The sequence below is a fragment of the Achromobacter sp. genome (assembly GCF_032113835.1).
In the GTDB taxonomy this organism is placed as follows: Bacteria; Pseudomonadota; Gammaproteobacteria; order Burkholderiales; family Burkholderiaceae_B; genus Achromobacter.
Window position 1 is genome coordinate 1 of the sequence record NZ_DAMCTG010000032.1, and the last position, 12,634, is coordinate 12,634.

Annotated in this window: 14 protein-coding genes; 8 read left to right on the plus strand and 6 right to left on the minus strand. The window is 65.1% G+C overall.

Translation table 11 applies throughout. The features are described 5' to 3' along the window. The 3 genes from RT697_RS13280 to RT697_RS13290 form a co-directional block, all read left to right on the plus strand. On the plus strand, nt 1–648 hold a 648-nt coding region (locus tag RT697_RS13280; protein ID WP_313699456.1), incomplete at its 5' end, for a cation transporting ATPase C-terminal domain-containing protein. Between the two features lie 51 nt (nt 649–699). Continuing rightward, entirely contained in the window at nt 700–1,803 is a 1,104-nt protein-coding gene (locus tag RT697_RS13285) for a porin (RefSeq protein WP_313699458.1), read from the plus strand. A 108-nt stretch (nt 1,804–1,911) separates the two neighbouring features. Next, on the plus strand, nt 1,912–2,784 hold the full coding sequence (locus RT697_RS13290; protein ID WP_313699460.1) for a cytochrome c oxidase assembly protein: 873 nt from the start codon (nt 1,912–1,914) through the stop codon (nt 2,782–2,784). Between the two features lie 52 nt (nt 2,785–2,836). Here RT697_RS13290 and galU read toward each other — a convergent pair whose 3' ends face one another. After that, nucleotides 2,837–3,688 (minus strand): UTP--glucose-1-phosphate uridylyltransferase GalU, encoded by an 852-nt coding sequence (galU, locus tag RT697_RS13295; RefSeq protein WP_313699461.1) that lies wholly within the window; start codon nt 3,686–3,688, stop codon nt 2,837–2,839. A gap of 56 nt (nt 3,689–3,744) precedes the next feature. On the opposite strand from galU, the gene RT697_RS13300 reads away from it, so the two are divergent. Next, nucleotides 3,745–5,268, plus strand: coding sequence for a M48 family metalloprotease (locus RT697_RS13300; protein WP_313699463.1), 1,524 nt, complete (start codon nt 3,745–3,747; stop codon nt 5,266–5,268). 197 nt (nt 5,269–5,465) lie between these two features. Here RT697_RS13300 and RT697_RS13305 read toward each other — a convergent pair whose 3' ends face one another. The 4 genes from RT697_RS13305 to RT697_RS13320 form a co-directional block, all read right to left on the minus strand. Continuing rightward, complete coding sequence (locus RT697_RS13305) at nt 5,466–6,566, minus strand: YheT family hydrolase (RefSeq protein WP_056568815.1); 1,101 nt, start codon at nt 6,564–6,566, stop codon at nt 5,466–5,468. Between the two features lie 17 nt (nt 6,567–6,583). Continuing rightward, the gene (locus tag RT697_RS13310) at nt 6,584–7,006 is read right to left on the minus strand and encodes a YybH family protein (RefSeq protein WP_056568813.1); all 423 of its coding nucleotides are present in this window, start codon (nt 7,004–7,006) and stop codon (nt 6,584–6,586) included. Nucleotides 7,007–7,046: 40 nt separating this feature from the next. Then, nucleotides 7,047–7,265, minus strand: coding sequence for a zinc-finger domain-containing protein (locus RT697_RS13315; protein WP_056568810.1), 219 nt, complete (start codon nt 7,263–7,265; stop codon nt 7,047–7,049). Between the two features lie 83 nt (nt 7,266–7,348). Next, on the minus strand, nt 7,349–8,269 hold the full coding sequence (locus tag RT697_RS13320; protein WP_313699465.1) for a branched-chain amino acid transaminase: 921 nt from the start codon (nt 8,267–8,269) through the stop codon (nt 7,349–7,351). A gap of 173 nt (nt 8,270–8,442) precedes the next feature. Here RT697_RS13320 and RT697_RS13325 point away from each other — a divergent pair, with 173 nt between their 5' ends. The 3 genes from RT697_RS13325 to RT697_RS13335 all read left to right on the plus strand — a co-directional run bounded on the left by RT697_RS13325 (nt 8,443) and on the right by RT697_RS13335 (nt 11,278). Continuing rightward, nucleotides 8,443–9,192: an AzlC family ABC transporter permease gene (locus RT697_RS13325; protein WP_199778256.1), complete on the plus strand. Its 750-nt coding sequence runs from the start codon at nt 8,443–8,445 to the stop codon at nt 9,190–9,192. Next, nucleotides 9,189–9,524: an AzlD domain-containing protein gene (locus RT697_RS13330; protein WP_175123181.1), complete on the plus strand. Its 336-nt coding sequence runs from the start codon at nt 9,189–9,191 to the stop codon at nt 9,522–9,524. The genes RT697_RS13325 and RT697_RS13330 overlap by 4 nt, the downstream gene beginning before the upstream one ends. 281 nt (nt 9,525–9,805) lie before the next feature. Beyond that, nucleotides 9,806–11,278: a DEAD/DEAH box helicase gene (locus RT697_RS13335; RefSeq protein WP_313699467.1), complete on the plus strand. Its 1,473-nt coding sequence runs from the start codon at nt 9,806–9,808 to the stop codon at nt 11,276–11,278. Between the two features lie 79 nt (nt 11,279–11,357). On the opposite strand, the gene RT697_RS13340 is transcribed toward RT697_RS13335, so the two are convergent. Beyond that, nucleotides 11,358–11,741 (minus strand): thioredoxin family protein, encoded by a 384-nt coding sequence (locus RT697_RS13340; protein ID WP_313699468.1) that lies wholly within the window; start codon nt 11,739–11,741, stop codon nt 11,358–11,360. A 64-nt stretch (nt 11,742–11,805) separates the two neighbouring features. On the opposite strand from RT697_RS13340, the gene RT697_RS13345 reads away from it, so the two are divergent. After that, nucleotides 11,806–12,615, plus strand: a complete 810-nt coding sequence (locus RT697_RS13345) for an EI24 domain-containing protein (RefSeq protein ID WP_313699469.1) — start codon at nt 11,806–11,808, stop codon at nt 12,613–12,615. Nucleotides 12,616–12,634 lie beyond the last annotated feature (19 nt).

Genomic DNA, 12,634 nt, shown 5'->3' on the forward strand with positions numbered 1-12,634 from the left:
GGCGTGATCGAAGGCCGCAAGACCTTCTGCAACATGCTCAAGTACCTGAAGATGACGGCCAGCTCGAACTTCGGCAACGTGTTTTCCGTGCTGGTCGCGAGTGCCTTCCTGCCGTTTTTGCCGATGCTGCCCATCCATCTGCTGCTGCAGAACCTGATGTACGACATTTCGCAGACGGCAATCCCGTTCGACAACGTCGACGAGGAGCTGCTGAAGCAGCCGCAGCGCTGGGATCCGGACGGCCTGGGCCGCTTCATGGTGTTCTTCGGCCCGATCAGCTCGATCTTCGATATCGCCACGTACGCGGTCATGTGGTACGTGTTCCAGGCCAACGCGCCCGAGCACCAGACGCTCTTCCAGTCCGGCTGGTTTGTCGAGGGCCTGTTGTCGCAGACGCTGATCGTGCATATGATCCGCACGCGCCGGATTCCCTTCTTGCAAAGCCGCGCCTCGTGGCCGCTGATGGGCATGACGCTGATGGTGATCGCGCTGGGCCTCGTGCTGCCGTTCTCGCCGCTGGCGGAATACTTCCAGCTGCAGGCGCTGCCCTGGAGCTACTTTCCCTGGCTCGTCGGCATCCTTATTGGATACTGCGTGCTGACGCAGGCGCTCAAAGGTTTCTGGGTCCGCCGCTACGGCTGGCAGTAGGCTGATGCAACTGGCGGCGGGTGGCCCCCGCCGCCTACGCAAGGAAAGATCATGAGAATCAAATTTTGCGCCGCATTGGCGGCGGCCGGCCTGATTCCTCCCTGTACCGCGCTGGCCGCGGAGGCTGGGACCGGCCTGCACCTCTATGGCGTTGTGGACGCCGGCGTTGCCGTGACCCGGGTGTCGGGGCAGGGCAGCCAGAGCGGCCTGCTGGACGGTGGGCTGACGGACTCGCTGTGGGGGTTGCGGGGGACGGAAGACCTGGGCGGCGGTTGGGCCGCCAATTTCCAGCTGGAAAGCGGCTTTGACCCGTCCAGCGGCAGCGCGGCCGACGACAGCCGCCTCTTCAACTATGGCGCGTGGGTCGGCCTGGCCCATGCGGACTATGGCGACCTGCGGTTTGGCCGCCAATACACCGTCGGCCAGACCTACGGCGACGCGCTGGAGATCGCCTCCTGGAAGGACATGGGCATGGGCGCCACCTTCAAGGCGTCCGACAACTATCAGTTCAGCAACATGGTGAGCTGGTATTCGCCACAGTGGCGCGGATTCCAGGCCGGGGTTGGATACGCCTTCGACGCCGATGGGCAGGACAACTTCCGCACCAACCAGAACACTCGGGCAATCAGTGTGGGCCTGAAGTATGAGGAAGGCCCGCTGTTGGCCGTGGCGACATGGGAGCAACTGCGCCTGGCCGGTCCGCCCGCCGCAGCCGAAGGACGTCCGCAGGCGGTGCAGGTGGGCGTCTTGTATGACTTCGATGTGGCCAAGGTGTCGGTGGCGTGGTCGCGTCAGCGCAACGGCTACGTGGGACTGGACGGCGGCGACCCGGATGGATTGGGCGCCGGACTGGGGCCAGCGGCCTTCGTGCAAGGGGGCACGGTCGATGCCTGGCTGGTCGGCGTCAGCGTGCCCGCCGGGCCGGGCGCCGTGCTGGTGCAATGGTCCCTGGCCAAGCCTGACTGGCATTGGGCCAATGGCATGACGGCGCGCAAGGCGCAGGTCGCGACGCTGGGCTATACCTACGACCTGTCCCCGCGCACGACCCTCTACGCCTTCGCCGGCTACGCGTCGAACTACACGCTGGACAACCAGTTCGACCCCGGCAACGCCCACACCACGCGCATCGGCACGGGCGTGTCGCACCGCTTCTGACGCATTCCGCCGCCGGCGGCGTCCGGCAGCGGACAACGGCGGGGTCTACTACAATCGCCTGAGATCGGCGCCGGGCGCGCCGGTCCTTGTCTTCGCGTCGTTTCTCGGATGGCCCGCATGGATAGTCTCGAATGGCTCGTACCCTGGGAGTTCTCTCCCACGCTGGTGGCCTCCTTTTTGGTGGCCATCGTGCTGTTCGTACGCGGCCAGCGGGTCCACCACGTCACGCGCGCGCGAAGCATCCTTTTCTGGACGGGGATGGTCCTGCTGTACCTGTCCCTGCATACGCGCCTCGACTATTACGCCGAGCGCATGTTCTTCATCCATCGCATCCAGCATCTGGTCCTCCATCATCTCGGCCCGCTGCTCGTCATGGCCGCCTTCCCGGGGCAGGTGATGCGGGCAGGTCTGCCGATGCGGTGGCGCGTGCGGCTGCGTGATTTCCTGCGCACCGGCGCGGGCCGCGCCACGGTGGCCGTGCTGACCAACAAGATTTTCGTGCCGGCCCTCTTCGTGTTCCTGGTGCTGGTCTGGCTGATCCCGTCGGTGCAGTTCTATTCGATGCTGGATTGGCGCCTGTACAGGCTCATGAACTGGTCGGTCGTGATCAGCGGCTTCATGTACTGGAACCTGATCCTTGATCGCCGTCCTGCGCCCCCCGCAGCCATGTCGCCCGGCGGGCGGGTGATCTCGCCCGTCGCGACCATGCTGCCGCAGATGGTCGCAGGCGCCGTCATCGCCTTCACGGAAAGCGACATCTACCCGCTCTTCGAATTGTGCGGTCGCGCCATTGCGATGTCGGCCCAGACCGATCAGACGATCGGCGGCCTGACGATGTGGATACCTGCCGCGCTGGTGGAAGTGATCGGTCTGATGGTGGCGTTGGGGACGCTGATGCGTCTTTCCGCCAAGGGGCGGTTGCGCAAGGCGGACCGCGATGCGCGCGCGCGCGCCAAATCCGGCGCGGCGCTATCTTCGTAAGCCCAACCGGGAATGCAGCGCTGATTGGCGCATTCCCGTCAGGCCGTGCCGGTCATTCCGGCAGCAGGCCGTGATACTTCTTGCCCAGCGCCACGGTGGCCTGGAACATGCCCGCCTTGTTGCCGCAGTCGTAGCGCACGCCATCGAAGCGATGCGCGTAGACCTGACGCTCGCGCATCAGCGACGCGATGCCGTCGGTCAGCTGGATTTCGTTGCCCGCGCCCATCTTGGTCGAGCGCAGATGGTCGAAGATCGCGGCTTCGAGCACATAGCGGCCCACCACGGCCAGCGTCGACGGCGCGGCTTCGGGATCGGGCTTTTCGACGATGTGCGTGACGCGCTCGGTGCGGCCGTCCGCGGGTGTCTCGCCTGTGTGGGTCGCCACGATGCCGTATTTGCGCGTGTCTGCGCGCGGCACATCCTGCACGCCGAGCACGCTGGCGTTGCGCGCCACGGCCACATCCACCAGTTGCTTCATGGCGGGCGTATCGGCGTCGATCAGATCGTCGGCAAGCAGCACGGCAAAGGGCTCGTCACCCACGGCCGGCGCGGCCGACAGCACCGCGTGGCCCAGGCCCAGCGGGGCCGACTGGCGGATATAGAGGCAATTGACGTGCGCGGGTAGAATGCCCCGCACCATCGCCAGGAGTTCGTGCTTGCCCTTGCTTTCCAGGTCGGTTTCCAGCTCGGGAGCGGAATCGAAATGGTCTTCGATGGCACGCTTGTTGCGGCCCGTTACGAAGATGAGATCAGTAATGCCGGCGGCTACGGCTTCTTCCACCGCGTATTGAATCAGGGGCTTGTCGACCACGGGCAGCATTTCCTTGGGCATCGCCTTGGTGGCGGGCAGGAAGCGTGTGCCCATGCCGGCGACAGGGAAAACGGCTTTACGGACGGGACGCATTGAGACCTCGTTGAGGATTCGATGAAACATTTTAAGCTCATCGCTATCATAGGCTTATGAACAGCAGGAAAATGCCATCCATTTGCTCGATTGCGAAACGGGGCGCGATCGCAAGCCTATGCGCGGCGCTCGCCATTCCCGTTGCGCCCGTCACTGCATGGGCGCAGCCCGTCGGGTTGCCTTCGATGGGCGCCGCTTCCTCGGCCGACCTGTCGCCCATGCTTGAACGCACGCTGGGCGAAGCCATCATGGCGCAGGGCCGCCGCGACCCCACCTATATCGACGACTCCGAACTCAGCCAGTACCTCACGACGATGGGGCGCAAGCTGGCGCAGTTTGCGCCGGGCGGCGTGCCCGACGTCGAGATGTTCGGCGTGCGTGATCCCGAGATCAACGCGTTTGCGATGCCCGGCGGCTTCATCGGGATCAACACGGGTCTGATCGTGTCGTCGGCCAGCGAGTCCGAGCTTGCGGCCGTGGTCGCTCACGAAATCGGTCACGTCGTGCAGCGCCACATTGCGCGCGGCATGACCCAGCAGAATCAGAACGGCATGCTCATGCTGGCCAGCCTGGCGGGCGCGCTGCTTGCCGCGCTGGCGGGCGGCGGCGGCAACCTGACCATGGGCGTGGCCGCCTTCGGCCAGGCGGCGGCCATCAACCGGCAGTTGGGTTTTTCGCGCGACGCCGAACGCGAGGCCGATCGCGCGGGGCTGCAGATGCTGACCAAAGCTGGCTACGACGCCGAAGGCATGTCGCAGATGTTCGCGCGGCTGATGAACGCGTCGCGCCTGAACGAAGGCGCTGGCGGCGGCTCGTGGGCCAGCACCCACCCGCTGTCGATCGAGCGTATGTCCGATGTGCAGAACCGCGCCCGCGCGCTGCCGTCAACGCGCCATCTGGACAGCGACGACTTCTGGTACATCCGCGCCAAGATGCGCGTGGTGCAGGGCCGCGATACGGTCGGTCTGCGCACCGCCGGGCAGCAATTGCAGGACGAGGCGCAGGCCCTCTCGGGCGTGCGGCAGTCTGCTGCCTATTACGGGCTGTCTCTGCAGAACTATCAGCGCAACAATCTTGCGGAAGCGGAACGCTACTGGAATCTGGCTTCGGCCGATGGCCGCAGTTCGGCCCAGTTGGCGAAGCTGGGCGTGGACATCGCGCTGGCGCGCAAGGATTACCCGCAGGCGCTGTCGCTCGCGCAGGCGGGCACCAAGCGTTATCCGGAACATCGGGCGCTGGGCGTCGCGTACGCCCAGGCGCTGCAGGGCAATGGCCGGCACGCCGAGGCGCAGGACTACCTGCGCGCCAAGATCAAACAGTGGGGCAGCGACGAGCCCGGCCTCTACCAGATGCTGGCGCAAAGCGAAGAGCGCAACGGCAAGCCCGTGCAGGCGCGCCGCGACCTGGCGCGCTACTACGTCATGACGGGCGCGTATGCCGCCGCGGAATCGCAGCTGCAACAGGCGCGCGGCCTGTCCAAGGACTTCTACGAACAGTCGCAGATCGACGTGCAGATCAAGGAAGTGAAGGACAAGCTGGCCGAAGAGCGCCGGCTGCTCGAGCGCTTCAAGTCGGGTTGAGCTTGCATGTTCGCAGGTGTCTGACACCCTTGAGATAGCGTGGCTAGCCCGCGGCCGTCTCCCCAGGGTGTCAGACATCTGGTCTGGGGAGTTGCCGCAGGTGTCTGACACCCTTGAGACAGCGCAGCTGGCCCGCGGCCGTCTCTCCAGGGTGTCAGACACCGTTGGAAAAGCCGCGGCGCATCCTGGCCGCGCTCTTACAGCCCCGTTTCGAAGAATCTTCCCAGCCGCTGCGGCAGCCAGTTCAGATGCCCTGGAAAGCTGCCCGTCGGAAAGCCCGCGTGCCCGCCATCGGAGGGCTGGTGCAGCAAAATGCCCGGCGCACACTCGTCAGGTTTGGGCAGCGAGGCGGCGGGGATGAACGGATCGTTGCGCGCGTTCAGCACCAGTGTCGGTACGGCGATCTTCGGCAGCCACGGCTTGCTGGACGCGCGCGTCCAGTAGTCCAGCGCATTGCGAAAGCCGTGCATCGGCGCGGTGTAGGTGTCGTCGAACTCGCGCAGGTCGTGTGCGTGCGCGATCCGCATGACGTCGATGGAACCCGGAAAGCGATGGGCCTTTTCCAGGACCTTGTGCTTGAGCGTCTTCAGGAAGTGCGCCGTATACACGCGCCGGTTGAAGATGCCGGTGGATAGCGTCTTGCCGCAGGCGACCAGGTCCAGCGGCGCCGACACGCCGGCGCAGGCGGTCAACCACGTGGTGTCTTCCTGGTGTTCCCCCAGGTACTTCAGCAGCGCGTTGCCGCCCAGGGATACGCCGACGGCGTGCCAGCGCGCGTGCGGGATGCGCTGGCGCACGGTGTTCAGCAGGAAACCGACCTCTGCCGAGTCGCCGGAGTAATACGCGCGGGCCAGCCGGTTGGGCACGCCCGAGCAACCGCGGAAGTGTGCGATGACGACGATCCAGCCGCGCGCCCGGAAGTAATGCGCGACGGACTGCGCATAGCGGCTGTTGCTGCCGCCTTCCAGGCCGTGGAACAGGATCAGGGCAGGGGTGTCGGGCGTTTGCGGCAGCGACTTCCAGTCGGCGTCCGTCATCCAGCGTGCCGCGGCGGTCTTGCCATTGCCGACCGGACGTTGGCCGCTTACCGGCGCGCCGTCGGCGGCCTTGTGCGGAAACAGTCCGGGGCCGGTCCAGTCGAAGTCGACGAAGTCCGTATCGGGCGTGTCGACGCGATCGCGCACGAACGCGATGCGGTGATACTGCGCGAACAGGGCGGCGTAAACCGTCTGGCTGTCGCCCCCGGGAAGCCAGGGAGGGACGGGGCAGGGCGTTGTATCAAGACGAGCAGCGGCCAACTGGAAATCCGCCCGGGTCAATGAAGCATGTCGGGCACGTCGTGCAGGTCGAGCACCCCGGCTTCGGAGGGCGCCTGCGAGGCGTGGTGCATGACCATGCGCCAGCCGGTGGGGCCCTTGTGGTAGATATTGGTCGCGTAGCAATTGGCGAACTGCGTACCCTCACGTGTGCGCACCGCCACCTGTTCGACCAGCACGTGCACCGCGCACATCATGCTGAGCATGACGAGCGGGCGCAGCGGGCGCACATGCAGCGGACCGTTGGACAGCACCTGTTGCCAGGACTCGTGCACCGCGGAGTGGCCAACGATGCGCAGGCCTCCCGGATGGATGCATACGACTTCCTCGTCGTCGGCCCAGACCTGCATCAGGCGGACAGCGTCCGCCTGCTCAAGGGCTTCGTAGAACGCGTGTTCTGCTTCTTCGGGCGTGGCGAACATGGCTGCTGAAACGGTTAAGCGTGTTGTGGGGCGGTGTGGCTCAGTGGTGGCCGTGCAGCACCGTGCCGGCTTTCAGGCGGTACTCGGCGCCACAGTAAGCGCAGCTTGCGGAACCGGTGCGAGCCACGTCCAGGAAAACACGGGGGTGCATGCTCCAGAGCGGGGCCTTGGGGCCGGGACAGAACACGGGCAGGTCTTCGGCGCCGACCTCGATGACTTCGTTAGCGCGGGAGACGGCGGCCGGGGCAGCAGCGGTCATGGATATTCCTGAAAAAAGAACCGATATACGGCAGGTTGAAACAATGATGCAGTCTTGCTGGGCAAAACCGCGCGAATCAGACTTCAGACTTTGCTTAGCCAGTGATGGTACTTCGGGTTGCGGCCATTCACCACGTCAAAAAACGCCTTCTGCAGCAGTTCGGTGACCGGACCGCGCCGGCCCGAGCCGATCTGGCGGTTGTCGACCTCGCGAATCGGCGTGACTTCGGCGGCCGTGCCGGTGAAGAAGGCTTCGTCCGCGATGTAGACGTCGTCGCGCGTGAGCCGCTTGGTGACCACGCGCAGGCCGAGGTCGGCCGCCAGGGCGTGAATGGTCGAGCGGGTAATGCCGGTCAGCGCGGAAGCAATCTCGGGCTCGCAGAGCACCCCGTCCTTGACCAGAAAAAGATTTTCGCCGGAGCCTTCGGCCACGAAGCCGTCGGTGTCCAGCAGCAGGGCCTCGTCGTAGCCGTCCTGCAGGGCCTCGGTGTTGGCCAGAATGGAATTGGCGTAGGTGGTCGCGACCTTGGCGCGCGGCATCGTGACGTTCACGTGCTGTCGCGCAAACGACGACACCTTCACGCGGATGCCGTCAGAAAGCGCTTCTTCGCCCAGATAAGCGCCCCACGGCCACGCCGCGATGGCCACGTGTACCCGCGCGCCCTTGGGCGACACGCCCATTTTTTCGGGGCCGTAGAACACGAGGGGGCGCAGGTAGCCGGATTCCAACTGGTTTTCACGCACGACCAGCCGCTGGGCTTCGTTGATCGTGTCGCGATCGAACGGCATGGGGATCTGGTAGATGTGCGCCGAATTGAAGAGCCGGTTGGTGTGGTCTTCAAGGCGGAAAATGGCGGTGCCGAGGGTGGAGTTGTAGGCGCGCACGCCTTCGAAGACGGACAGCCCGTAGTGCAGCGAATGCGTCAGGACATGCGTCGTCGCGTCTCGCCATGGAACGAGCTTGCCGTCATACCAGATGAAACCGTCGCGGTCAGCCATCGACATGGTCTTCTCCACACAGTGCGCGCCAGACCTGCCGCCGCGCGCCAGGCCATGGGGGCCAAGAATCTTGAGGGCGCTATTGTATCAAGCAGCGAGGTTACAATACGGGCCTATTCGCGCAGTTCATTCCCATCGAGTATCCATGTCGTCCTGCCTGAATCTTCAGGGGCCAGCCGTTGTCCTCTGAATCCGCGCTTCCCGAATCCGAAGATCCAGTCCTGGTCCGCCAGGAACGCGTGACCGCCTTTCGTGCCGGCGTCCACGCTATCGTGCCCGCCCTGATCGCGACCGCGACCTGGGGCCTGGTGACTGGTGTGGCGATGGTCAAGTCCGGTCTGACCGAATCCATGGCGCTCGCCATGACGCTGCTGCTGTACGCCGGCTCGGCCCAGCTCACCTCGTTGCCCCTCATTGCCGCCGGCGCGCCACTTTGGCTGATCTTTGCCGCCGGTTGCGTCGTGAACCTGCGCTTCATCATCTTCGGCGCGGCCCTGCAGCCGTACTTCCGCCACCTGTCCTGGCCCAAGCGGCTTGGGCTTGGCTATTTCACGACCGACATGGGCTTCGTGCTGTTCATGCCCCGTTTTGGCGATTCGGTCGAACGCGGCACCCGCGAGCAGCTCTGGTTCTTTCTGGGCTCCATCGTGCCGGGCTGGCTGGTGTGGCAGTCCTCGTCGATCGTGGGCATTTACCTGGGCGCGCAGGTTCCCACTGACTGGTCCCTGGATTTTGCCGCCGTGCTGGCGCTCCTGGCCATCACGGTGCCGCTGGCCAGTTCCAAACCGATGCTGGTGTCCATGCTGGCGGCCGGCGTCGTCGCATGGGTGGGGCAGGCCATGCCCTTGCGCCTCGGCCTGGCTGCAGCGGTCATCTCCGGCGTCATTGCGGGCATGTGGGCCGAACGCTTCTTCAAGGCGCGTCCATGACGAACTGGTCCTGGGAACTCTACGTCTATTCCGCCATCCTCCTGCTTGCGCTTTGCAGCGTATTGACGCGCGCGGGGTTCATGCTGTTTGGCGACTACATTCCGCTGTCCGACAATGTGCGCCGCGCGTTGCGGTACGCGCCCGCAGCGGCGCTCACGGCCATCGTGGTCCCCGATCTTCTTCCCTGGAAAGCCGGGCTCGGTCCGGTCTTCGACTACAAGCTGGTCGCCGGGCTGGTCGCCATTCTGGTGTTCCTGCGCACCCGCAGCGCGGTGCTCGTGATCGTGGTCGGCATGCTGGTGTTGTGGGGACTACGCTGGCTGGCCAGCTGACGGCCGCAATTAGTGTGCGATTTGTCCATCTGGTGGACGCTATCCGGCCTTTATTTGCCTCGAAACGCGCGCCGTCCGAGCGGTTGACCGGTCCCCAAACGGACCATTTGACCGTGTGGTAAGGCGGCTGCGCTAAAATTCATCAATCCACAGCAATCCGGGCCTGGTACTGCCCACATAAGTATCGAATCAGCATGGTTGCTCCGATGCTTATGTAGTGCAGTGCGTGCAGCACTCTCGTTTTGTTCTTTTTCACTGGTCCCGGTACTTGCCTAACCCTGATGACTGAATCCATTCAAACCGTAGCACCCACCGCTGACGCGCCCGCGCCGACGTTCGACGATTTCGGATTGCACCCCCTGTTGTTGCAGTCCATCGCCGAAACCGGCTACACCACCCCCACGCCCATCCAGGCGCAAGCCATTCCCGTGGTGGTGTCGGGCCGTGACGTCATGGGCGCCGCCCAGACCGGCACCGGCAAGACGGCGGCGTTCACGGTGCCGATCCTGCATCGCCTGATGCCGCTGGCCAATACCAGCGCCTCGCCCGCCCGGCATCCGGTGCGCGCGCTGATCCTGGCGCCCACGCGTGAACTGGCGGACCAGGTCTTCGAGAGCGTCAAGCGCTACAGCAAGAAAACGCCGCTGCGTTCGGCTGTCGTGTTCGGTGGTGTGGATATCGGTCCGCAGAAAGAAGCGCTGCGCCGCGGCTGCGAGGTGCTGGTCGCCACGCCGGGCCGCCTGCTCGACCACGTCGAACAAAAGAACGTGAACCTCAGCCAGGTCGGCATCCTGGTGCTGGACGAAGCGGACCGCATGCTCGACATGGGTTTCCTGCCGGACCTGGAACGCATCATCCGGCTGCTGCCCGCGCAGCGCCAGGGCCTGCTGTTCTCGGCCACGTTCAGCAACGAAATCCGCAAGCTGGGCCGTTCGTACCTGAACCATCCCGTCGAAATCGAAGTGGCGGCGCGCAACGCCACCGCCACGACCATCACCCAGATCGCCTACAAGATGACCAGCGACGCCAAGCGCGCCGCCGTCGTGCATCTGGTGAAGTCCCGCGGCCTGAACCAGGTCATCGTCTTCTCGAACACCAAGATCGGCACCGCCCGTCTGGCGCGCGATCTGGAACGCGACGGCGTCAAGGCCGAATCGATCCACGGCGACAAGACCCAGGCCGACCGCATGAAGGCCCTGGAAGCCTTCAAGGCGGGCGAGCTCGAAGTGCTTGTCGCCACCGACGTGGCCGCACGCGGGCTCGACGTGGCGGGTGTGCCTTGCGTCATCAATTACGACCTGCCGTACAACGCCGAAGACTACGTGCACCGCATCGGCCGCACGGGCCGCGCGGGTGCGTCGGGCGAAGCCATTGCCCTGTTCACCGCCGATGAAGAGCGCTTCCTGCTCGACATCGAAAAGCTCATCAAGCGCGAAGTGCCGCGTGGCACGCTCGACGTGCCGGCCGATCTGATCGCCCGCAGCCATCGCCGCAGCGACGGCGGTTCGCATTCGCGCGAAGGGCGCGAGGGCGGCCGCGAAAGCCGCGGCGACCGTGGTCGTTCTTCGGACCGCCGTTCCAGCCACCATTCCGGCGGCTCGCGTCAACCGGTGGACGACTTCTTCCTGAAGCCCTACGAGCCCTCGGCGCCTGCCGCGCCGGCCGAAGAACAGGATTCGCGCAGCAATGCCGCGCCGTCGTCGGCGCCCAAGCGCCAACTGGCCGTCCTGCTCGGCGGCAGCCGCAAGCCCTGATCGCTCCCTGCGTCGATCCCAACAAAAACCCGCAAGGCCTTCACAGGCGTTGCGGGTTTTTGTTGAGCACGCGGCGTTGTCAGGCGGCCAGCATTCGCGGCAGATCGGGCAGGGCGGTGTTCACGGCCGCGCTGTCTTCGTTCAGGCTTTCCAGCAGGCGCTCGAGGTGGCCGATATGCGGCAGCATGGGGCCGTAGAAGACGACGCGATCGCCGATTTGCACCAGCAGCGTGGGGAAATTCTCGACGTCCACATCGCCCAGCAATTCGGCATGATCCTCGATGTCGACCCAAGCGAAGACATGTTGCGGCAATGCGCTGGCCAGGGCCTGCAATTTGGGTTTGTATTCTTCGCAGGTGTCGCACCAGGCGGCGCAGAAACAGGCGATGAGCCAGGTGTTGGGCGTGGCGCCCAGCCGCGCGCGCAGCGGGGCAAGATCGGGACCGGGGGTAAGCAGTGACATGTGAGCGGATCGGGGCGTGTTTGACTATCATACCCGGGTCGTTCATCCCCTGACTTTGATTGCCATGACCGTTCTGCGTACTGATCCTCCCACCCCCGGCAATGGCCGCCTGTCCGGCGCCGGCGCGGGCGCCGTAAGCGTGGGGCAGGCGTTCAAGCGCGCGCTCGTGTCGCAGTGCCACCCGACCATGCTGTTCGCGGTGCTGCTGCCTTTTCTCATTGCGCTCGTTGGCGCCATTCTGTTGCTCTGGTTTTTCTGGACGCCGCTGAACGATTGGCTGCGTGCCGAGGTGTCGCAATGGGACGTCGTCAATCGCGTCGACCAGTGGTTCGTCGCGGTCGGCATTTTTTCGCTCAAGATCTGGCTGATTCCGATCATTGCCGCGGCCATCCTGCTGCCGGTGTCCGGCATCCTGGGGCTCGCCATCGCCGCCGTCTTCGTCATGCCGCTGGTGCTGCGCCACGTCGGCCAGCGCGAATACGCCACCGTGGGCCGGCGCGGCAAGTTCTCCACCGCGGTCAGCGTCTGGAACGCGGTGTGGGTGTCCGCCGCGTTTGCCGCGGGCTGGCTGCTGACGCTGCCCCTGTGGCTCGTGCCGCCCATGGCCGTCGTGTTGTCGATCTTCTGGTGGGCCTTCGCGTTTTCGCGAATGATGCGCGTCGACGCCATCGTCGAACACGCCAGCCCCGACGAACGCAAGCTGATCCTCGAACGGAACAATGGCGGCTTCTGGACCATCGGTCTGATTTGCTCGTTGTTGAACCTGTTGCCGCCCGCGTGGATTATCCTGCCGGTGTTTTCCGCGCTGGTCTACGCGCACTACGGCCTGGAAGCCCTCAAGCGCCTGCGGCAGGACCGCGTCATCGACGTCTGACCGGCGTCTTCTCATATCA

Bases quoted from the DNA above. Each gene is read 5' to 3' on its own strand.
- RT697_RS13285 (WP_313699458.1), top strand. From the start codon at position 700: ATGAGAATCAAATTTTGCGCCGCATTGGCGGCGGCCGGCCTGATTCCT.
- RT697_RS13330 (WP_175123181.1), top strand. From the start codon at position 9,189: ATGACGAACTGGTCCTGGGAACTCTACGTCTATTCCGCCATCCTCCTG.
- RT697_RS13300 (WP_313699463.1), top strand. From the start codon at position 3,745: ATGAACAGCAGGAAAATGCCATCCATTTGCTCGATTGCGAAACGGGGC.
- RT697_RS13290 (WP_313699460.1), top strand. From the start codon at position 1,912: ATGGCCCGCATGGATAGTCTCGAATGGCTCGTACCCTGGGAGTTCTCT.
- galU (WP_313699461.1), bottom strand. From the start codon at position 3,688: ATGCGTCCCGTCCGTAAAGCCGTTTTCCCTGTCGCCGGCATGGGCACA.
- RT697_RS13320 (WP_313699465.1), bottom strand. From the start codon at position 8,269: ATGTCGATGGCTGACCGCGACGGTTTCATCTGGTATGACGGCAAGCTC.
- RT697_RS13315 (WP_056568810.1), bottom strand. From the start codon at position 7,265: ATGACCGCTGCTGCCCCGGCCGCCGTCTCCCGCGCTAACGAAGTCATC.
- RT697_RS13345 (WP_313699469.1), top strand. From the start codon at position 11,806: ATGACCGTTCTGCGTACTGATCCTCCCACCCCCGGCAATGGCCGCCTG.
- RT697_RS13335 (WP_313699467.1), top strand. From the start codon at position 9,806: ATGACTGAATCCATTCAAACCGTAGCACCCACCGCTGACGCGCCCGCG.
- RT697_RS13340 (WP_313699468.1), bottom strand. From the start codon at position 11,741: ATGTCACTGCTTACCCCCGGTCCCGATCTTGCCCCGCTGCGCGCGCGG.
- RT697_RS13310 (WP_056568813.1), bottom strand. From the start codon at position 7,006: ATGTTCGCCACGCCCGAAGAAGCAGAACACGCGTTCTACGAAGCCCTT.